This window comes from Chryseobacterium foetidum, assembly GCF_025457425.1.
GTDB lineage: Bacteria > Bacteroidota > Bacteroidia > Flavobacteriales > Weeksellaceae > Chryseobacterium > Chryseobacterium foetidum.
In genome coordinates, this window is record NZ_JAMXIA010000001.1 from 3,713,161 (window position 1) to 3,729,365 (window position 16,205).

The 16,205-nt window shown below is 38.1% G+C and carries 14 protein-coding genes; 6 read left to right on the top strand and 8 right to left on the bottom strand.

Going from position 1 to position 16,205, the window contains the following annotated elements; all coding sequences use genetic code 11:
* Positions 1 to 7 precede the first annotated feature (7 nt).
* The 3 genes from NG809_RS17130 (at position 8) to bglX (ending at position 5,260) form a co-directional block, all read left to right on the top strand.
* Complete coding sequence (locus NG809_RS17130) at positions 8 to 1,393, top strand: glucoamylase family protein (protein WP_262152489.1); 1,386 nt, start codon at positions 8 to 10, stop codon at positions 1,391 to 1,393.
* A gap of 564 nt (positions 1,394 to 1,957) precedes the next feature.
* Positions 1,958 to 2,659, top strand: coding sequence for a carboxylesterase family protein (locus tag NG809_RS17135; RefSeq protein ID WP_262152490.1), 702 nt, complete (start codon positions 1,958 to 1,960; stop codon positions 2,657 to 2,659).
* Positions 2,660 to 2,932: 273 nt separating this feature from the next.
* Positions 2,933 to 5,260, top strand: a complete 2,328-nt coding sequence (bglX, locus tag NG809_RS17140) for a beta-glucosidase BglX (RefSeq protein ID WP_262152491.1) — start codon at positions 2,933 to 2,935, stop codon at positions 5,258 to 5,260.
* Positions 5,261 to 6,339: 1,079 nt separating this feature from the next.
* On the opposite strand, the gene lipB is transcribed toward bglX, so the two are convergent.
* The 8 genes from lipB to NG809_RS17180 all read right to left on the bottom strand — a co-directional run bounded on the left by lipB (position 6,340) and on the right by NG809_RS17180 (position 14,262).
* Complete coding sequence (gene lipB, locus NG809_RS17145; protein WP_262152492.1) at positions 6,340 to 7,074, bottom strand: lipoyl(octanoyl) transferase LipB; 735 nt, start codon at positions 7,072 to 7,074, stop codon at positions 6,340 to 6,342.
* 32 nt (positions 7,075 to 7,106) lie between these two features.
* Positions 7,107 to 7,880 (bottom strand): tryptophan synthase subunit alpha, encoded by a 774-nt coding sequence (gene trpA, locus NG809_RS17150; protein ID WP_262152493.1) that lies wholly within the window; start codon positions 7,878 to 7,880, stop codon positions 7,107 to 7,109.
* Between the two features lie 199 nt (positions 7,881 to 8,079).
* Entirely contained in the window at positions 8,080 to 9,288 is a 1,209-nt protein-coding gene (gene trpB / locus NG809_RS17155; protein WP_262152494.1) for a tryptophan synthase subunit beta, read from the bottom strand.
* Positions 9,275 to 9,973 (bottom strand): phosphoribosylanthranilate isomerase, encoded by a 699-nt coding sequence (locus NG809_RS17160; RefSeq protein ID WP_262152495.1) that lies wholly within the window; start codon positions 9,971 to 9,973, stop codon positions 9,275 to 9,277. The genes trpB and NG809_RS17160 overlap by 14 nt, the downstream gene beginning before the upstream one ends.
* A gap of 34 nt (positions 9,974 to 10,007) precedes the next feature.
* The gene (gene trpC, locus NG809_RS17165; RefSeq protein WP_262152496.1) at positions 10,008 to 10,790 is read right to left on the bottom strand and encodes an indole-3-glycerol phosphate synthase TrpC; all 783 of its coding nucleotides are present in this window, start codon (positions 10,788 to 10,790) and stop codon (positions 10,008 to 10,010) included.
* 341 nt (positions 10,791 to 11,131) lie between these two features.
* On the bottom strand, positions 11,132 to 12,121 hold the full coding sequence (gene trpD, locus NG809_RS17170) for an anthranilate phosphoribosyltransferase (protein ID WP_262152497.1): 990 nt from the start codon (positions 12,119 to 12,121) through the stop codon (positions 11,132 to 11,134).
* 86 nt (positions 12,122 to 12,207) lie between these two features.
* On the bottom strand, positions 12,208 to 12,822 hold the full coding sequence (locus NG809_RS17175) for an anthranilate synthase component II (protein WP_262152498.1): 615 nt from the start codon (positions 12,820 to 12,822) through the stop codon (positions 12,208 to 12,210).
* Positions 12,823 to 12,837: 15 nt separating this feature from the next.
* The gene (locus tag NG809_RS17180) at positions 12,838 to 14,262 is read right to left on the bottom strand and encodes an anthranilate synthase component I family protein (protein ID WP_262152499.1); all 1,425 of its coding nucleotides are present in this window, start codon (positions 14,260 to 14,262) and stop codon (positions 12,838 to 12,840) included.
* Between the two features lie 378 nt (positions 14,263 to 14,640).
* Between NG809_RS17180 and NG809_RS17185 the strand changes: the two genes are divergently transcribed.
* The 3 genes from NG809_RS17185 to rlmF are packed head-to-tail and all read left to right on the top strand — an operon-like array spanning position 14,641 to position 16,151.
* On the top strand, positions 14,641 to 14,856 hold the full coding sequence (locus NG809_RS17185) for a hypothetical protein (RefSeq protein WP_262152500.1): 216 nt from the start codon (positions 14,641 to 14,643) through the stop codon (positions 14,854 to 14,856).
* Positions 14,856 to 15,224 carry a c-type cytochrome gene (locus NG809_RS17190; protein ID WP_262152501.1) on the top strand — a complete coding sequence of 123 codons (369 nt, stop codon included), beginning with the start codon at positions 14,856 to 14,858 and terminating at the stop codon, positions 15,222 to 15,224. Before NG809_RS17185 ends, NG809_RS17190 begins: the two co-directional genes overlap by 1 nt.
* A 3-nt stretch (positions 15,225 to 15,227) precedes the next feature.
* Positions 15,228 to 16,151 (top strand): 23S rRNA (adenine(1618)-N(6))-methyltransferase RlmF, encoded by a 924-nt coding sequence (gene rlmF / locus NG809_RS17195; RefSeq protein ID WP_262152502.1) that lies wholly within the window; start codon positions 15,228 to 15,230, stop codon positions 16,149 to 16,151.
* Positions 16,152 to 16,205 lie beyond the last annotated feature (54 nt).

The window sequence follows — 16,205 nt, forward strand, 5'->3', positions numbered from 1 at the left end:
ATTTAAAATGAAAAAATTAGCTCTTACAGGAATTGCAGCGTTTGCTTTAATTTCCTGCACAACCACTTCATCATCCACTCAAAATACTTCCCAAAATAATAAAGTTTCGGCAAGCATTTCAGACATACAGCTGATGGATAAAGTTCAGAAAGATGCTTTAAAATACTTCTGGGATTACGCCGAACCCAATTCCAAACTTGGAAGAGAGCGTTATCATGAAGACAATATTTATCCGGATAATGATAAGCATGTCATTACAACAGGAGGTTCAGGATTTGGTTTGGCAACCATTCTTGTCGGTGTAGAAAGAGGTTTTATTCCAAGAAAGGAAGCAGTAAAAAGACTCTCCATGATGATGGATTTCCTCGCAAAAGCAGACCGCCACAAAGGAGCATGGTCACACTGGATTAACGGAGAAACTGGGAAAACCGTCCCTTTCGGAAAGAAAGACAACGGCGGAGATTTGGTGGAGACAGCTTTTTTGACCACGGGTATCATTCAGGTTCGCGAATATTTCAAAAACGGAAATGCCGAAGAAAAAGCTTTAGCCAAAAAATGTGATGATCTCTGGAAAGGAATTCAGTGGAACTGGTACACCAAAGGCGGCGAAAAAGTCCTTTACTGGCACTGGTCACCGGAATATCAGTGGGCAATGAATTTTCCGCTTCAGGGCTACAACGAATGTTTGATTACCTATATTCTTGCGGCTTCATCGCCAACTTATTCCATCGATGCTGAAACCTACTACAAAGGCTGGACGAGAAACGGAACCTACCTTTCAGACAAAGAAAAATACGGACTTCCAATGTTCGTCAAGCACAACGGAGCTGAAGAATATGGCGGTCCATTGTTTTGGGCGCATTATTCTTACATTGGTCTTGACCCGACGAATCTTTCGGATAAACTCATTAAAAATTATTTTGATTTAAATAAAAATCAGGTCTTGATCGATTACAAATACTGCGTCGAAAACCCAAAACAATGGAAAGGCTACAGCGAAAATTACTGGGGTCTCACGGCAGGATATTCAAGGAACAAAGATGGTGGAGTAGGTTATGACGCCCATTTTCCGCAGAACGACCACGGTGTCATTACGCCAACTGCGGCCTTAAGTAGTTTTCCGTACACGCCAAAAGAATCTATGAACTTTCTGAAATTTATTTACACTCAAAAACCTGAATTCATCGGATCTGCAGGACCTTACGATGCCACATCTATTCATTACAACAACTGGACGACCCCACGGTATCTAGCCATCGATCAGGGAACAATTGCCCCAATGATAGAAAACTACCGCACCGGATTTTTGTGGAAATTATTTATGAATGCCCCCGAAATACAAAAAGGATTAAAAAAATTAAGCTTCAAATCAGAAAAATACAACATCAAATAAACGTCAATTATGCGAAATGCTAATAGACAAAAGCTAAATATCATCAGCCAATTGCCTTTTAGGAGCTTAATCCCGCTATCCGCTGTATCTTTTTGTCACAGTCTCCGCTTCGCTGCGTCTGCAACAAAAAAGGATGCCGCTTCTATCGGGGCTAGTGATAACTGACCGCCAAGAGTACAGAGCAGGTAGCCTGGAAAAGTTTCAAACCTTTACAGGGCTTACAAATTTGAAGTATAAACCCGCAGGGTTCAATTTGAATAGCCGTCGGTGAAACCGATGGAAAAAATAAAAGGTTATATTCAGAACCCTAAAAAGGTTCAATAATAATTATAACCAATGAAATGTGTTAAATTTAAAACTTTGACAGAGCGTACAAAATATTCATCGTTGTCATCGTCTTGAAATATAAAACCCGAAGGGTTCAATTTGAATAGCCGTCGGTGAAACCGATGGAAAAAAGAACAGCTCAAATTCAGAACCCTGAAAGGGTTCAATTTGAATAACCGACCGTGCAGCCGATCGCAAAAAAAAAATCAAACGGCTTTAGCCAAAATCTAAAGAAATATGAATTTAAAACTGAAACATTTACCTCTATTATTTCTCCCGTTTTCCCTCAGCTTAAATGCTCAGGAATTAAAAACCACATTCAGTAAAGATGTAAAACGTGCAGAAAAAATATCCTACATCCTCGATTATCCTAAAAATGCAAAAGTAAAAGTACCGTTGGTGGTTTTCCTGCATGGTTCCGGCGAAAGAGGAAATGATTTGGAAAAAGTAAAAGCCCACAGTCCATTCACCTATAAAAATTTAATCAAAGAACCAGTCGCTATTTTGGCACCGCAATGTCCGGAAAATACTTGGTGGGATACGGTAACAGTCTATCATTTAATCAAGGAAATTCAGTCAAAATATAAAATAGATGACTCCAGAATTTATCTCACCGGATTATCGATGGGAGGTTGGGGAACCTTAAAATTAGCGATGGAGCATCCCGAAATGTTTGCAGCAGTTGTTTCCGTCTGTGCACCGACAGACAGGGTGATGTATGCGAATATTCATCAGTACAAAAATTTGAATATGAAGATTTTCCACGGTGGAATGGATGATGTAGTTCTACCGGAAAATGCTTTTAATTTCTATCAAAAACTTCATCCCATTAACCCCTCCGCAGAACTGACGATTTTCCCGAATGACAATCACAATTCCTGGGATTCAACCTATTCAAATCCTGCATTGTATGATTGGATGTTGAGTAAGAAGAAATAATTTGTGAATAACTAAACGTATTTTAAAGCAAAAGGCTTCGACAAGCTCAGCCTGACAATGTGTAAATGCAAAGCTATTGGTATTAGAGATGTCACGCTGAGCTTGTCGAAGCGTTTCCACAAGCAATAATTTAATTTATAAGAATTAAATTTGAAATTAAAGAAGTGAAACGAATTGCGCCGTAAAAATAAGAAGTTTGTCAAAAAAATTAGAGCCTTAGGTTCAACCAAAATTAAAACAAAAAAGAAAAATATAATTTAAGAAGATAGATACATGAAAAAGTTAATTGTAATCGCCACGTTGGCATTGGCACCAGTGTTTTCGGCACAGGAAATGGTCACCAAACCGGTTCAGTCGTATCAGACGGCACAATATCAGGCTAAAAAGAAAGCTTTTGTTGATGCACTTTTGGCAAAAATGACCTTAGACGAAAAAATTGGACAGTTAAATTTACCGAGTTCAGGTGATTTTACCACAGGTCTTGCGAAAAGTTCAGATATCGGAAAAAAAGTAGAGCAGGGATTAGTCGGAGGACTTTTCAATATAAAAGGAGCTGAGAAAATTAAAGCCGTACAAAAAGTTGCTGTGGAAAACAGCCGCCTTAAAATTCCTTTGATCTTTGGGATGGATGTGATTCACGGTTATGAAACAACCTTCCCGATTCCATTAGGATTGGCTGCTTCCTGGGATATGAACTTAGTTCAGCAGTCCGCGAGAGTTGCCGCAAGAGAAGCCGCAGCAGACGGAATCAACTGGACGTTTTCTCCAATGGTGGATATTTCCCGCGAACCGAGATGGGGAAGGGTTTCTGAAGGTTCAGGTGAAGATCCATACTTAGGAAGTGAAATTTCTAAAAACATGGTATACGGTTACCAGGGTAAAGATTTAGCCAATGGAACCAATATTTTAGCCTGTGTAAAGCACTTTGCACTGTACGGAGCAGGCGAAGCGGGTAGAGATTACAACACCGTTGACATGAGCCACGTAAGAATGTTCAATGAATATTTCCCACCTTACAAAGCGGCTGTTGATGCGGGTGTGGCTTCTGTCATGGCATCTTTCAATGAAGTCGACGGTGTTCCTGCGACAGGAAACCGATGGCTACAGACGGAAGTGTTGAGAAATCAGTGGAAATTCAAAGGTTTTGTTGTTACAGATTACACCGGAATAAACGAAATGGTGGATCACGGAATGGGAGATCTTCAGCAGGTTTCTGCATTGGCTTTGAAGGCCGGAGTTGATATGGACATGGTTGGAGAAGGCTTTTTAACTACATTAAAAAAATCTTTGGCTGAAGGAAAAGTGAATCAGACCGAAATCGATATGGCTGCAAAAAGAATTCTGGAAGCGAAATACGATTTAGGTTTATTCGACAATCCATACAAACACGGAGATGTAAAACTTGCTGCAAAAGAAGTGTACAGCATGGAAAACCGTAACATTGCAAGAAGTGCTGCGGCTCAGTCAATGGTTTTAATGAAAAACGAAAATAAGGTTTTACCATTGAAAAAATCTGGAACGGTTGCTGTAATCGGTCCGTTGGTCAACAACTCAATGAATATGCCTGGAACTTGGAGCGTCGCTTCAAAACATGCCAACGCAATCAATTTGATGCAGGGACTTCAGGCGAATTATGGGAAAGAAGTGAAATTTCTTTCTGCAAAAGGAGCGAACATCGATTATTATGCAAAATTGGAAGACATTTACGCGGCTCACGGTAAAAAAACCGACAGAGACAACCGTTCAAAAGAGGCTTTATTAAAAGAAGCTGTTGATATTGCCAACAAAGCTGACGTTATCGTTTTAGCCATCGGAGAATCTGCGGAAATGAGCGGAGAATCTTCATCAAGAACTGAAATTACCATTCCTCAATCTCAGGTTGATCTATTAAATGAATTGAAAAAGACAGGAAAGCCAATCGCCATGGTACTTTTCACGGGTCGTCCGTTAGCTCTGACGAATGTAAAAGATGCTCCTGATGCCATTTTAAATACATGGTTCGCAGGTTCAGAAGCCGGAAATGCGATTTCTGATGTTCTTTTCGGAAAAGTAAATCCTTCGGGAAAACTTCCGATGACGTTCCCAAGAAGTCTTGGACAGGTTCCAATTTATTACAATGCAAAAAATACAGGTCGTCCATTAGACCAAAAACTAGTTGATAAATGTGAATACCAAAGATTCCGTTCGAATTATATGGATGAGTGTAATACACCGTTGTATCCGTTCGGTTTCGGTTTGAGCTATACAAAATTCAATTATTCTGATGTGACGGTTTCCAATGCCAATCCAAAAGGCAATCAAACCATTCAGGCATCGGTAACCGTGACAAATTCAGGAAATTATGATGGGGCAGAAGTAGTTCAGCTTTATATCAGAGATTTGGTTGGAACCATTACGAGACCTGTAAAAGAGCTGAAAGGTTTCCAAAAAGTAATGTTGAAAAAGGGAGAATCTAAAAAAGTTACTTTCGAAATTACTCCGGAACAATTAAAATTCTACAACGGAGATTTGAAATACGACTGGGAAGCCGGAGAATTTGATATCATGATCGGTACCAATTCTGAAGAGGTGAAACATTCAAAAATTAACTGGACGAAATAAGTCAAAAAGCCATTCGAAAGAATGGTTTTTTTTATGGGTAATGAATTATGATTTATGGATAATTTGGAAGTGTTTTACTATTCTCAACGGCAACGTCACTTCGAGTAGATTTTTAAAAAAAATCGTATCGAGAAGTTGTTGTTTTACAAATGTATTTTGTTGTTTATTCACTGGTTCTCGATACATTTTTCTCCGCTCCGCTACGAAAAACACTCGAACTGACGGCAGCCTTTTTTCTTTCAACGGTAGCGTCACTTCGAGTAGATTTTTGAAGAAAATCGTATCGAGAAGTTGTTGTTTTGGAAAATGAATTTTGTTGTTTGTTCACTGGTTCTCGATACATTTTTCTCCGCTCCGCTACGAAAAACACTCGAACTGACGGCAGCCTTTTTTCTTTCAACGGCAGCGTCACTACGAGTGGATTTTTGAAGAAAATCGTATCGAGAAGTTGTTGAATTTCGAAAGAGATTTGTCATTTATTCACTGGTTCTCGATACATTTTTCTCCGCTCCACTGCGAAAAACATTCGAACTGACGGGAGGGTTTTATTATTCTCAAAGGCAGCGTCACTTCGAGTAGATTTTTGAAAAAAATCGTATCGAGAAGTTGTTGTTTTACAAATGTATTTTGTTGTTTATTCACTGGTTCTAGATACATTTTTCTCCGCTTTGCTACGAAAAACACTCGAACTGACGGGAAGGTTTTATTATTCTCAAAGGCAGCGTCACTTCGAGTAGATTTTTGAAGAAAATCGTATCGAGAAGTTGTTGAATTTCGAAAGAGATTTGTCATTTATTCACTGGTTCTCGATACATTTTTCTCCGCTCCGCTACGAAAAACACTCGAACTGACGGCAGCGTTTTTTCTTTCAACGGTAGCGTCACTTCGAGTAGATTTTTGAAGAAAATCGTATCGAGAAGTTGTTGTTTAAAAAAAACGTCGTTTATTCACTGGTTCTCGATACATTTTTATCCGCTCCGCTGCGAAAAACACTCGAACTGACGTGCTAGAAACGCGGAATTATAAATTAAAAAAATCTGCTCCAAAAGAAACAGATTTCATATCATTAAAAATTTAATTTAAAATGCTTTCACCATCAATTCCGCTTCAAAAACATCCTCAAAATGCTTTCTGATTTTGGTTTTGATGTCTTCCATTTCTTCGGGAGTTAAATCTCTTTCAAGTTCTCTTTTTAGGGAAGTGACCTGTTTGTCTTTGATACCGCAGGGGATGATGTATTCAAAATAACGCATGTCAGTATTGATGTTGAGGGCAAAACCGTGAAGAGTAACCCAACGTGAGGCTTTTACGCCCATCGCACAGATTTTTCTGGCGTAAGGTTTTCCTACATCCAGCCATACTCCGGTTTCGCCGGGAGATCTTTCGCCTTTTAATCCGTAATCGGCAATGGTTCTGATGATGACTTCCTCCAGATCTCGCATGTATTTATGAATGTCTGTGAAGAAATTTTCAAGGTCTAAAACGGGATAACCCACTATTTGTCCGTATCCGTGATAGGTAATGTCTCCGCCACGGTTTACCTTTACAAAAGTAGCGTCGATTTCTTTTAACTTGTCGATTCCGGCGAGCATGTTTTCTTCATGACCACTTTTTCCGAGGGTGTAAACGTGGGGATGTTCTACCAAAAGAAAATGATTGGGGGTTGTGATATGATCTTCAGGAGCTAAATCGCGGTTTTTGATCTTGATGTCAATAATATCTTTCATCAGTTTTTCCTGATGATCCCATGCAGGCTGATATTCTCTGATGCCTAAATCTTCAAATTCTACGACTTTATTTTGATGTGTATTCATGCTTTACTTTGATGATACAAATTTACTAATTTTTACGCTTTTATAGAATGGATGAAATCTATGGCTTTTGTCTTCCAATCTCTATTTTGTAAAAGGATGTTGACGAAGGCTGTTCCGATGATTCCGCCGTCTGCTTTTTCGGTGACATTTTCAAAGTCTTCTCTGGATTTAATTCCAAAACCAATCATGACCGGATTTTTTAATGGAAGAGATGCAATCTTGGAAAGATATTCTTCATTTTTTAAAACTGCGCTGTCATTTCCCGTTGTGGAAGATGAACTTACGGCGTACAAAAATCCTGAACTTAAAGAGTCGAGGTATAAAATTCTGTCATCTGAAGTTTCAGGCGTAATTAGAAATGTAAAATTCAAATTATATTTTTCTAAAATCTTCTGATAATTTCTCTCAAATTCTATAGGTGGCAAATCCGGAATAATCAATCCTGAAACTCCGCTTTCAGCACATTCTTTACAGAGGTTTTCAAATCCAAAACTTAAGACTGGATTGATGTAACCCATCAAAATAATTGGAATTCTGATTTCTTCTTTAATAGATTTTAGTTGAGAGAAAAGTTTTTCGATGGTCATTCCTTTTTTCAGAGCCAGCTCGTGAGCCTGAGAAATAACCGGTCCATCTGCAACGGGATCAGAATATGGCATCCCGATTTCCATCATATCTGCTCCTGAATTCTGGATGAGTCTGATGATTTCTGTGGTGTCTTCGAGATGGGGAATTCCGGCTGTGAAGTAAATGTTTAGTTTGGGTTGGGTGTTGGAAGATGGGTGTTGGGTGTTATGATTTTTCATTTTTGATTTTTTTTTTTTTTAAGTGTTTTTTTCTGCATGGTTGATAGGATTGTATCCTATCCTTTGTTAAATCGTCCCTTTAGGACTTGCATGACGAAAAATAATTTGATTTACAACAATCATTTAGATAGGATTGCATCCTATACTTTGTTAATTCGTCCATTTGGGACTTTTGATGGAAATTTGTTTTACAGCAAAATCAAACATCTATCTTCCGACTTCCATCTTCCAGCACCCTCAGATACGTTTCCATATCCTTGTCGCCACGCCCGCTCAAGCAAATCACAACAATGTCGTCTTCATTAAATTTCTTTTTATTTAAAACTGCCAAAGCATGTGCACTTTCCAAAGCTGGAATAATTCCCTCCAGTTTAGTCAGTTCGAATGCAGATTGCAAAGCTTCATCATCATTAATGCTGAAAAATTCTGCACGTTTTTCTTGAAACAAATTTGCGTGAAACGGCCCGATTCCAGGATAATCCAAACCTGCAGAAATCGAGTGTGGCTCGATAACCTGACCATCGTTGGTCTGCATGACCAGACTTTTACTTCCATGCAAAACGCCTAACGTTCCCAAAAAAGTTGTCGCAGCAGATTTTCCTGATTCAATCCCGAAACCACCAGCCTCTGCGGCAATGATTTTCACATTTTCTTCTTCCACAAAATGATAGAAAGCTCCTGCAGCATTGCTTCCGCCACCAACACAGGCAATCACGTAATCAGGATTTTCTCTTCCTATTTGTTCGAAAAGTTGTTCTTTAATTTCTTTTGAAATCACGGATTGAAATCTTGCGACCAAATCAGGAAACGGATGTGGACCAACCACGCTTCCAATCACGTAATGTGTTGTCGTTGAATTGTTAATCCAATCTCTTAAAGCTTCATTCACAGCGTCTTTCAAAGTTTTTGAACCTGACGTTGCGGGAATTACGGTGGCTCCCAACATTTTCATTCTTCCAACATTCGGAGCCTGTCTCGCAATGTCGATTTCGCCCATGTAAACGATGCATTCCAGATTTAGCAAAGCACAGGCGGTGGCCGTAGCGACACCGTGTTGTCCGGCTCCTGTTTCGGCGATGATTCTTTTTTTACCTAAACGTTTTGCCAGTAAAACCTGTCCCAGAGCATTGTTGATTTTGTGCGCTCCGGTATGATTGAGGTCTTCTCTCTTTAAATAAACTTTGGTGTTGTATTTTTCACTTAAATTCTTCGCAAAGTAAAGTGGTGTAGCGCGACCGACATAATTTTTCAGCAAATCTTGATATTCAGTTTGAAATTCTTCAGATTCGATTATTTCCAAATAATTTTTCTGAAGTTCTTCGACATTCGGATACAGCATTTCGGGGACGAACGCTCCTCCGAATTCTCCATAATATCCGTTTTGATCGGGGTTTTTATAATTTTTCATATAATTTTTTTATTTTTTCTATATCTTTAATTCCCGCCTCAGTTTCAAATTTTGAATTGATGTCGAGGGAAAATGGTTTTTGACTTAAATTTTTAATCTGATCAACATTTTCCAAGGAAATTCCGCCGCTCAGGAAATAGGGAAGTGGAATTTTGATTTCGGTTAAAATATTCCAGTCGAAAGTTTTTCCGGTTCCTCCGAAAGCTTTTGAATCGGTGTCGAATAAGAGATTTGAAACTAGAGGTTTAGCTTCGCTCAGTTCGGCTTTGCCTCGTGCGAGGTTTGAGATTTTTTGTAGCTCGTTTTCTACTTCCGATTTATAGGTTCCAACTCGGATTACTTTTATAATTTTTACATTTTCGTTTAAGTTCTGCCTCAACTTAATAATATATTCTTCATTTTCATCACCGTGCAGCTGGATGAAATTTAAATTTGCTTCATCCGATATTTCAACGATTTTTCCAACAGTTTCATTTACAAAAACGCCGACTTTTCCGTGATGATCTATTGTTGAAATTTCATCTAAACTCAAATGATTCAAAACAAATCTTGGCGATTTTTCGTAGAAAATAAAACCTAAGAAATCAACTTTTAGTACCATCAATTCGTTAATGTGATTGAGTTGAGTCAAACCACAGACTTTTAGCTGCGTTTGGCGACTGGCTTCTTGCTTTTGGCTTTCCATTATTGGTAAATCTTTAAACTGATATATTGGTAAACTAATAATTTGCTACATTAGAAATAAATTCCGCGAATTTATTTTCCGGATTTTTATCTTTCATAAAGTATTCACCCATTAAAAACCCATCAAAGCCTTTTTCTCTGAGAAATTTAAAATCTTCTTCGCTGTAAATGCCGCTTTCTGCGATGGATAGAGTGTTTTCAGGAAGCATGTTTTTTAGGTGAACAGAATGCTGTAGATCAACCTTAAAATCTTTTAAATTTCTGTTGTTGATGCCCACGAAATCCACGTTTCTATTAATGTGCTGAAGTTCGTCTTTGGTGTGAATTTCCAATAAAACTTCTAAATCTAAACTGTGAGCCAATTCAGTAAATTCTGAAACCTGATTGGACGAAAGACATGCCGCAATGAGCAAAATGACATCCGCACCGATTGCTTTTGCCTCATAAAATTGATAATCATGAATCATAAAATCTTTCCGGAGAATGGGAATGCTGATGTGATTTCTCACGTTTAAAATATCGTCAAAACTACCACCGAAAAAGTCCTTGTCCGTTAAAACTGAAACAGCGCTCGCTCCAAATTTTTCGTAAGCTGAAACCACCTGCAGTGGAGAAACTTTATCATTGATGATTCCTTTTGAGGGAGACTGTCTTTTAAATTCGGCGATAATTCCGGATTTTGACTGTAATGTTTCTTTTAATGATAAAGATTTTCTGTTGAAAAATTCTGAATCTTTCAATTGCTGCAAAGAAATTTTGGATTTTGAATCTGCGACTTCCTGTTTTTTTGTGGCTATGATTTTATCTAAGATGTTCATTTTGAACTATTTTAATTCGTGTTTGCTGATAGGTTTTCATTTTAATTCTCTGATAAATTGTCCCGTTGGGTTGAACTCTTTTAATTTATATTTTTTGATAGGATTTTATCCTATCCTTTGTTAAATCGTCCCTTTGGGACTTTTGGAAGCGAAAATTTCAACTGCCTACGAAATTGCGACCCGACCTGAGTGGAGCTCTTTTTGTCATTGCGATTGCTGAAGAGTTCAAATGATAACTTCCGTCGTTCGCAATGACAAAAAAGCGGGAACGGAGGGCGGAAATTGTCGCCATGAAAAAAATTTAAACTCACTTTCAACGCAGTCAATTTGTCGCCCAAAAACTAATTTTTAATTAAATTATTGAAACTGATCAGGGCTTTTCCGCTTTCTAAACTTTCCTGTGCGAGCAAACGGCAATACTGATAAGAACCCCATTTTTTTGTGTGATAAAGGGCAACTGCTGCGTTGGCGACAACTACGGCATTTTGCTCTGGCGAACCATTTCCTTCCAATATATTTTTGAACAGCTCCGCAGATTCCTGAATGGTTGAGCCACCAGAAATATTTTGAGGATCGACAGGATTGAAACCTAGATCTATAGACGAATAAATTTCTTCACCGTTTTTCGTGATGATTTTGCTGTCTCCGGTAAGGCTGATTTCGTCGTAACCGTCCAGTCCATGTACCAAAATAAAGTCGCGGCTGTCTTTTTGGAGCAGATACTGATAAATTCTGGCAATCTCAAGATTGTAAACGCCGATCACTGAAAACTGTGGTTTTGCGGGATTAACCAACGGACCGAGCAGGTTGAAAAACGTGCGCAGACCCAGAGATTTTCTCAGAGCACCCACCGACTGTAACGCCGGATGGAAATAGGGAGCGTGGAGAAAGCAGATGTTGGCTCTTTCCAGATCCTGATTGAGTTCTTCGGAAGTTTTTTTGAACTGATATCCCAGTGCTTCCAAAACATTTGATGAACCGGTAATGGCTGATGCTCCGTAGTTCCCGTGCTTGGTCACTTTTTGTCCGGCTCCGGCAACGATGAAACTTGCTAAAGTAGAAATGTTGATCGTGTTTTTTCCGTCGCCACCGGTTCCCACGATGTCGACTGTGTTTTCTGCTTCGATGTTCACTTCAACAGCCATGGCGAGCAAGGCCTGTCTGAAGCCTTCGAGCTCTTCCAAAGTGATATTGCGCATCAGAAAAATATTGACGAAAGCTGTGACTTCGGTTGCGTTGAATTTATTTTGAGCAATTTCAATCATAATCGCTTTTGCTTCCGATTTTGATAAGGTGTGATGATTGAAAAGGTATTCTAATATTTCTTTCATTATTGTAATTGTTGCTGGTTGTTAGTCTTTACTTGTTGGTTTTACAGCAGCTTAGAATTTAGCTGTCAACTGTCAACCAAAACGCATCAACCTATTAAAAAATTTCTGATAATCTGCTCTCCATAAGGCGTCAAAATACTTTCAGGGTGAAACTGTACGCCGTGAACATCATAATTTCTGTGTTGCAAAGCCATGATCATTCCGTCGTTATCTGTTGCGGTGATTTCCAGTTCCGCAGGAAAATTTTCAGGATTGACTGCCCAGCTGTGGTATCTTCCAACCTCAATTTCTGTGGGTAAATCTTTGAATAATTTTACATTTTCCCTGATGGTTTTTGAAGATGTCGCCACACCGTGAAAAATTTCGGTGAGGTTAATCAAATTTCCGCCAAATGCTTCTGCGATAGCCTGCTGACCGAGACAAACTCCCAAAATGCTTTTTGTTGGCGCATATTTTTTAATTAAATCCAATAAAATTCCTGCTTCTTCGGGAATTCCGGGACCTGGAGAAAGGATGATTTTATCATATTTTTCGATTTCTTCCAATGAAATTTCATCGTTTCGGTAAACGTCTACTTTTTGATTTGAAATTCTTTCGATCATCTGAACAAGGTTGTAGGTAAAGCTGTCGTAGTTATCGAAAACCAATATTTTGGTTGATGGTTGCTGACTATCGATTGTTGCTATATTATTGTCTTTCATTCTGTTTTTTTTAAATTAATTAGTCACCAATTTCTCTGCCTTTTCAACGGCTCTTTTCAAAGCATTCAGTTTATTATTGACTTCTTCCAATTCGTTTTCAGGAACTGACTTCGCCACCAAACCTGCTCCTGCCTGATAAAAAAGTGTATTGTTTTTACTTAAAAAAGTTCTGATCATAATTGCCTGATTGCAATCGCCGTTTAAGCCGACCATCCCGATGCAACCGCCGTAATATCCGCGGGAATCTTTTTCGTATTCGTTGATGAGTTGAAGGGCTTTATATTTCGGTGCTCCGCTCAAAGTTCCCTGCGGAAATGTGGTAGAAACGATGTCAAATGGATTGGTCTTTTCTTCCAGTTCTGCCGTTACTTCGCTGACCATGTGAATCACGTGTGAGAAAAGCTGAATTTCCTTCAGTTTGGTAACCGTTACGTTTTTGCCCATTTTCCCTAAATCATTTCTCGCCAAATCAACTAACATCGTATGTTCGGCGTTTTCTTTCGGGTCATTTTTTAAAGCTTCCGCAGACTGCAAATCGGTTTCAAAATCGCCGCTTCTTTTGAAAGTTCCGGCAATCGGATGAATAATAGCTCTATTTTTTTTAATAATCAACTGACTTTCAGGGCTTGAACCGAATAATTTATAATTTCCATAATCGAAGAAAAATAAATAAGGAGAAGGATTGATATTTCTCAAAGCACGATAAACATTAAATTCATCACCTTTAAATTTCTGTTCAAATCTTCTGCTCAGAACCAACTGAAACACGTCGCCTCTTTTGCAGTGTTTCTGCGCTTTTTCAACCAATTCCAGATATTCTTCATCGGTAAGATTTGAGGTCTCAAAACCATCTTTTTCAAAAGGATAAACGAGTGCATTTTTATTTTTAATTAAATCTTTCAGTAATCTAATTTCAGATTTTACACCGTCAATTTGATTTTCAAAAAAGTGCATTTCATCATTAAAATGATTAATAGCAATTACATACTGATAAAGTCTGTATCGCAAAACCGGAATTTCAACTTCTTTGCTTTGAGGTTTAAATTCAATATTTTCAAAAAGCGGAACGGCTTCAAAACTTGTATATCCAAAGAGACTCTGTGCAGTTTCTTCAATTGAATCATTGGTTTTTTCGCAGACGAAAGCTTTGGAAAAACTGTTGAGTAAATTTGTTACTTTTATGTCTTCTAACGGCTTTTTCTCCGGACTTTCGTTGGGGAATTTTACTTCAAACTCGTGCAGGTTTTTAATTTCAATTCCTGCAATGGCATTGACAGCAATGAAGGAGAAGTTGTTGTCGATATTTTTCGCATCTGAACTTTCCAAAAGAATGGTGTCGCGGAATTTATCCCGTATCTGAAGATAAATATTCATCGGAGTCTGCAGGTCTCCGAGTGATTTTGAAGATGTGGTTTTTATATTGATTTTGTTGGTAAACATTTTATTTTTTTAATTAATTGGCATAAAAAAAGACTTCAACGCAATCGTCAAAGTCTCTGTATGTTTTTCTATAAAATTCCTGCTGTAAAAATTAACAACACGACAATAGCATCAGACCCGACGAAGAGTTTGATTGCCACCACCAATTTTTGTTAACTGAATTAATCATGGGACAAATGTAGAACTTTTTTTAATATGAGAAATAAAAAATTTTAAAAATGAAAATTTATTTTTCCTTTGAATCAGTTTAAATATGACTTAAAAAACCTTTAAATCCCGAATTTCAATTATTATTTTTATATTTTTGTGAGCGAAAATTAAAAGAGATGAAGTCAACACTGATTTCATTTTAAATTTATAAAAATTAAATATATTCATATGAAAAAAGTATTGGCAATCGCATTTATCGGAGGTTTAGTAATGGCAAGCTGCTCAAAAAAAGCAGACCATTCTTTACAGGACAGCAACACGATGTTGGAAGAACCTGAAGTAAAAACAGTACCTGCTGATTCTACAGCTAAGACCGAAACTGCTCCTGCCGCAGCGATTCCTGCACCGTCACCATCTACAGATTCTACAGGAACAAACAAATAATGAAAAAACTGTTTTTGGCTGGAATGACGGGCTTACTTGTCATTTCATGTTCTAAAAAAGAGACTTCCGAACCGCAATCTACAGAATCAAAAGATGTAGCAACTTCGGTTGTAAGCAATTCTTCGGGGCAAACCATGATTGAAACGTCTGACTGTCTGTCCTGTCACAGCATCGACGAGAGAATGATCGGTCCTTCGTACAGAGAAATTGCCGAAAAATATTCTGAAAAAGACATCGAACTGCTGGCTTCAAAAATCATTGAAGGCGGAAGTGGTGTGTGGGGAAGTGTTCCGATGCAGCCTCATCCGCAGTTTTCGAAGGAAGATGCCAAAAAAATGGTGGAATATATTCTGAAACAGAAAAAATAATTCATGACCACCGAAAAATCAGGACTGCACACAAGAAATCTTCACAGAAATTCTTATAATTTCGACGAACTGATTTCCTGTGTGCCGGAACTGAAACATTATGTTTTTACCAATGCGTACGGAAATTTAACGATCAATTTCAGTATTCCCAAAGCGGTAAAACTGTTGAACAAATCTTTGCTGCAGCATTTTTATCAGGTGAGAAACTGGGATATACCCGACGAAAATCTTTGTCCGCCCATTCCGGGACGTGCCGATTACATTCATTACATCGCCGATCTACTGGCAGGAAATTCAAAAGAAATTCCGAAAGGTTCATCAGTCAAAGGTATTGACATTGGGACGGGAGCCAATCTGGTATATCCGTTAATTGCTCATCAATCGTACGGTTGGGAAATGTTAGGAACAGACATCAATCAGAAATCTTTAGACAATGCCCAGAAGATTTTGGATGAAAATCCTGATTTTTCTGAAAAAATTCAGTTGAAATTTCAGCCGGAATCCAATTTTATCTTTAAAAATATTCTTACTTCTCAGGATAAATTCACATTTTCGATGTGCAATCCGCCTTTTCATGATTCTGAGGAATCAGCAATGAAAGGAAATCTTCGTAAGACAAAAAATCTAAAAAATTCAAAAGCTCAAAAACCTACTCTCAATTTCAGCGGACAGCATGCTGAATTATGGTGTGAAGGTGGTGAAATCGCTTTTATCTCAAAAATGATTGAGGAAAGTGTTTTATTTTCTTTACAAATTCTGTGGTTTACGTGTCTGGTTTCAAAAAAGGAAAATTTATTTAAATTAAATTCACTTTTAAAGAAAGTAGACGCTCTCGAAGTAAAAACAATCGACATGGCGCAAGGACAAAAGGTCAGCCGCATTTTAGCATGGACTTTTGTGCCTAAAAACAGAAGAAATAGTTTTTGAAAAGATTTTTCTGTTTAAATTCTAAGAATTATTTTTTTATTCTTGGTAAATATC

Excerpts from the sequence above, each read along its gene's own strand:
- rlmF (WP_262152502.1), top strand. The coding sequence starts at position 15,228 with ATGACCACCGAAAAATCAGGACTGCACACAAGAAATCTTCACAGAAAT.
- NG809_RS17180 (WP_262152499.1), bottom strand. The coding sequence starts at position 14,262 with ATGTTTACCAACAAAATCAATATAAAAACCACATCTTCAAAATCACTC.
- NG809_RS17190 (WP_262152501.1), top strand. The coding sequence starts at position 14,856 with ATGAAAAAACTGTTTTTGGCTGGAATGACGGGCTTACTTGTCATTTCA.
- trpA (WP_262152493.1), bottom strand. The coding sequence starts at position 7,880 with ATGAAAAATCATAACACCCAACACCCATCTTCCAACACCCAACCCAAA.
- NG809_RS17135 (WP_262152490.1), top strand. The coding sequence starts at position 1,958 with ATGAATTTAAAACTGAAACATTTACCTCTATTATTTCTCCCGTTTTCC.
- NG809_RS17130 (WP_262152489.1), top strand. The coding sequence starts at position 8 with ATGAAAAAATTAGCTCTTACAGGAATTGCAGCGTTTGCTTTAATTTCC.
- trpD (WP_262152497.1), bottom strand. The coding sequence starts at position 12,121 with ATGAAAGAAATATTAGAATACCTTTTCAATCATCACACCTTATCAAAA.
- lipB (WP_262152492.1), bottom strand. The coding sequence starts at position 7,074 with ATGAATACACATCAAAATAAAGTCGTAGAATTTGAAGATTTAGGCATC.
- bglX (WP_262152491.1), top strand. The coding sequence starts at position 2,933 with ATGAAAAAGTTAATTGTAATCGCCACGTTGGCATTGGCACCAGTGTTT.
- NG809_RS17160 (WP_262152495.1), bottom strand. The coding sequence starts at position 9,973 with ATGGAAAGCCAAAAGCAAGAAGCCAGTCGCCAAACGCAGCTAAAAGTC.
- trpB (WP_262152494.1), bottom strand. The coding sequence starts at position 9,288 with ATGAAAAATTATAAAAACCCCGATCAAAACGGATATTATGGAGAATTC.
- trpC (WP_262152496.1), bottom strand. The coding sequence starts at position 10,790 with ATGAACATCTTAGATAAAATCATAGCCACAAAAAAACAGGAAGTCGCA.
- NG809_RS17185 (WP_262152500.1), top strand. The coding sequence starts at position 14,641 with ATGAAAAAAGTATTGGCAATCGCATTTATCGGAGGTTTAGTAATGGCA.
- NG809_RS17175 (WP_262152498.1), bottom strand. The coding sequence starts at position 12,822 with ATGAAAGACAATAATATAGCAACAATCGATAGTCAGCAACCATCAACC.